The following is a 3956-nucleotide window of genomic DNA, read 5'->3' on the forward strand; positions in this document are numbered from 1 at the left end:
GAGACGCGGTCCTGAAGGCAGCGGGCCAGGGAGTGTCCTTCAAAATAATTGTGAACAGGTATGCTCCCACACTGACCGAGTTCAGGAGCATCTTCCCGCCACGGTCGCGCTGGCCCCGGTCTTCCACCCCTGGTACGCGACCTGGCCGCTGGCCCTGCTCGCCGTCGCCGCCCGGCGCACCACGTGGTTCGTGGTGCCCGCCGCGGTGGCGACCTTCCTCGCGCTGCCCGACGGCACGAACCTGGCGCGCCTGACCAAGGCACCGGGTGCGGTGGCGATGACGGCCCTGGTCATCGCCGTGGCGGTGTGGGGTCTACCCCGCCTGCGTCGCGCGACCGTCGACGCGCACTGAGCCGCTGTCGAGCTGCCCCACAGGTGGGACCGGAGGCCGGTGGGCCGTCAGCGGGACGTCCCACCGACCGGGCGGGTCGCGAGTGACCCGCCAACAGGGAAGGCCCCGGGCGGACCCGGGGCCTTCCTGTGCTCGTCCGCTCGATCAGCAGTCGAAGTACATGGCGAACTCGTGCGGGGTCGGGCGCAGGCGCACCGGGTCGACCTCGTTGGTCCGCTTCCACTCGACCCAGGTCGAGATCAGGTCGGGCGTGAAGACGCCACCGTCGAGCAGGTAGTCGTGGTCGGCCTCGAGGGAGTCGAGCACCGCCGACAGCGAGCCCGGCACCTGCTTGACGTCGCCCCACTCCTCCGGCGGGAGGTCGTACAGGTCCTTGTCGATCGGCGCCGGCGGCTCGATCTTGCTCTTGATGCCGTCCAGGCCGGCCATCATCATCGCCGAGAAGGCGAGGTACGGGTTGCTGGACGGGTCCGGCACCCGGAACTCGACCCGCTTGGCCTTGGCGTTGCTGCCCGTCACCGGGATGCGGGTGCAGGCGGAGCGGTTGCGCTGCGAGTAGACCAGGTTGACCGGCGCCTCGTAGCCCGGCACCAGGCGGCGGTACGAGTTGACCGTCGGGTTGGTGAAGGCCAGCAGCGACGGCGCGTGGTGCAGCAGACCGCCGATGTACCAGCGGGCGGTGTCCGACAGGCCGGCGTAGCCGGTCTCGTCGTAGAACAGCGGCTCGCCGTTCAGCCACAGGCTCTGGTGGGTGTGCATGCCGGAGCCGTTGTCGCCGAAGAGCGGCTTCGGCATGAAGGTCGCGGTCTTGCCGGCGTTCCAGGCCTCGTTCTTGATGAGGTACTTGAAGAGCTGGAGCTGGTCGGCCGCGTGCAGCAGGGTGGAGAACTTGTAGTTGATCTCCGACTGGCCGGCGGTGCCCACCTCGTGGTGCGAGCGCTCCACGGTGAACCCGGCGTCGACCAGGCGGCGGACCATGCTGTCGCGCAGGTCGGCGTAGTGGTCCACCGGCGGCACCGGGAAGTAGCCGCCCTTGTAGGCGGTCTTGTAACCGCGGTTGCCGCCCGGCTCCTCGCGGCCGGTGTTCCACGCGCCCTCGATCGAGTCGATGTAGTAGAACGACTGGTGCGCCGAGGTCTCGTGGCGAATCGAGTCGAAGATGTAGAACTCCGCCTCGGCACCGAAGTAGGCGGTGTCGGCGATGCCGCTGGCGGCGAGGTACGCCTCGGCCTTCTTGGCCACGTTCCGGGGGTCCCGGGAGTACGCCTCACGGGTGAACGGGTCGTGGATGAAGAAGTTGAGGGCGAGGGTCTTCTGGGCCCGGAAGGGGTCGATGAACGCGGTGGCGACGTCCGGGAGCAGGAGCATGTCCGACTCGTGGATCGCCTGGAAACCGCGGATCGAGGAGCCGTCGAAGGCGAGGCCCTCGGTGAGGAGAGCGTCGTCGACGGACTCGACCGGCATGTTGAAGTGCTGCATCACGCCGGGCAGGTCACAGAAACGTACGTCGACGAACTTCACGTCCTCGTTCTTGAGGTATCGCAGGAGTTCCTCGGAATTGGCGAACACACGTCCTCCTGGCACGTCCACGGGTGGCTAGGCTCCTGGCGACGCTATGGCCAGGCGGTTGCCCGGCCGTGTCTTGAGTGTTTCTGCCGTGTTACGTCCCTCGCGGAGCGTCATCCGCGCCCTTCTGGCCGGTCCCGGCCGCCCGGCGGGACGCCGCCGGCTGTGCCATTCTAGAGATACTTGCTCCGTTTGGCCCCTTTTTGCGTCCTCGGCACGGCCGCACCCGGAGCGAACGCGCATCCTCCACTCCTGTTCCCGGGCGTCCCGGCGCCCTGGATACCCTTGACCGCTGTGACCACGCCGCAGGAACGCCCCCGACCGCCCGCCTCGGACCCGACCTTCACGCCGCCCACCCTGGGCCGGCGGTTCGGCGCGCTGATCATCGACTGGGTGCTCTGCCTGCTCGTCGCGCGTGGCTTCGCCGACCCGGTCACCGACGGCTGGGCCCCGGTCCTGGTGCTGATCCTGGAGTACGGCTTCTTCCTCGGCCTCTTCGCGCAGACCCCCGGCATGTACATCACGAAGGTCCGCTGCGTCTCGTGGACCGACGGCGGCCGCATCGGCGTGATCCGTGGCCTGCTGCGCGGCCTGCTGCTGGCGCTGGTCGTGCCCGCTCTGCTGATGGACGACAAGCGTCGCGGCCTGCACGACCGCCTCACCGGCTCGGTGATGGTCGACGCCCCCCGCCGCGCCGCCTGACACTCCCCGTCCCCGTCGCCCGCGCAAGATCGCGCTCGAACCATGAAGTAGTGGCCTCGAAGTGTGGAGGCCACTACTTCCATGTTCGAGCGTGATCATGCGGGTCGGCGGGGCGTGATCACGCGGGGGCGGCAGGGCGGGACGGCGGGACGGAGAGAGCCGGGCCCCGCTTGCGGGGCCCGGCTCTCGTGCGTACGTCTGCGGGGTCAGCGGCCCCGCGACTGGCGGAACGCGCCGCGCGGCGGCCGCATGTTCTTCGGGATCGCGCCCTTCGGCAGCTGCGGGCGGGCGGTGAGGGCCTTCAGCCGCTTGTCGAGGGAGTTGACGTCCTTGCCGCTGAGGCTGCGGGGCAGCCGCATGAGAGTCATCCGCAGCTTCCGGATGGGCAGCTGACCCTCCTCGGTGCCGATCACGTAGTCGTGCAGCGGGGCGTTGCCGATCACCTTGGCGAGCCGGCGCTTCTCCTGACCGAGCAGGCCGCGCACCCGCTGCGGGTTGCCCTCGGCCAGCAGGATCACCCCGGGCCGGCCGATGACCAGGTGCACCATGTCCATCTGGGTGGTGGAGGTGACGGCGGGGGTGACCCGCCAGTCGCCGCGCATGTTCTCCATGATCTGCGCCGCCGCGCCGGGTTGCCCCTCCGCGGCGTTCATCATCGCCCGGTTCGACCGCAGGTTGAGCACGATCAGCAGGCAGAGCAGCGTGATCAGGATGCCCAGCGGGATCCAGATCCAGCCCCAGGCGAGGAACGCGACCACGGTGAGCGCGAGCGGGATGACCACCGCGGCGAAGGCCAGGGGCGCGAACCACCTGTCCTGCTTGGCGGTGAACCGGAACACCATCCCGATCTGCTTCAGCCGCTGGCCGAACGAGACCTTCTCCTGGGGCTTTGCCATGACCCAGAGTCTAGTGGTGCCCCGCGCGCCGGGTGATCCGCGGGCGGCTGAGTACCTTACGCCGCCGTACGCCCTCCCGGCGTGGCCGGTAAGGAGGTGCGGCGTACGAAGATCAGGCAGCGCACCCATGCCGGGTGGGCACCTTCGCGCGGAGAGTCGGTGTCGGCAGAGAACGACGACCGCGAGGAGCCCGAGATGTTCACCACCGACCCCGAGTACCTGCTCAGCGTCCACCGTACGCACGCCGCCGAGCTGCGCGCGGAGGCCGCTGGCGTCCCGACTCAGGGCCAAGCGCACTGCGCGTGGGTGGTCCCAAGGCGAGGCCGTGCGAGCGATGCGAATGCTTGCGGCCGAGCAGCTACCCGCTGACAGCACGCTCCTACGGAACTGGAAGAGATGGGAGTCTGGCAGCTCGGAGCCTGACGGCTTCTACAAGGCGT

General features: G+C 69.3%; 3 protein-coding genes and 1 pseudogene. 2 read left to right on the top strand and 2 right to left on the bottom strand.

The genetic code is table 11. The annotated features are described in order from the left end of the window. Nucleotides 1-352, top strand: a pseudogene (locus AB0I76_RS24430) (hypothetical protein); the annotation flags it as partial. 144 nt (nt 353-496) lie between these two features. Here the strand turns inward: AB0I76_RS24430 and glnA are convergent. Further along, a complete protein-coding gene (gene glnA, locus AB0I76_RS24435) occupies nt 497-1921 on the bottom strand; it encodes a type I glutamate--ammonia ligase (RefSeq protein WP_357039741.1) in 1425 nt (474 codons plus the stop codon). Between the two features lie 354 nt (nt 1922-2275). On the opposite strand from glnA, the gene AB0I76_RS24440 reads away from it, so the two are divergent. Further along, entirely contained in the window at nt 2276-2620 is a 345-nt protein-coding gene (locus AB0I76_RS24440) for an RDD family protein (RefSeq protein WP_357039747.1), read from the top strand. 206 nt (nt 2621-2826) lie between these two features. Here AB0I76_RS24440 and AB0I76_RS24445 read toward each other — a convergent pair whose 3' ends face one another. Next, nucleotides 2827-3516: a DUF4191 domain-containing protein gene (locus tag AB0I76_RS24445; RefSeq protein ID WP_357039744.1), complete on the bottom strand. Its 690-nt coding sequence runs from the start codon at nt 3514-3516 to the stop codon at nt 2827-2829. Nucleotides 3517-3956: the final 440 nt, after the last annotated feature.

It is taken from the genome of Micromonospora sp. NPDC049799, from assembly GCF_040656655.1.
Lineage (GTDB): Bacteria > Actinomycetota > Actinomycetes > Mycobacteriales > Micromonosporaceae > Micromonospora.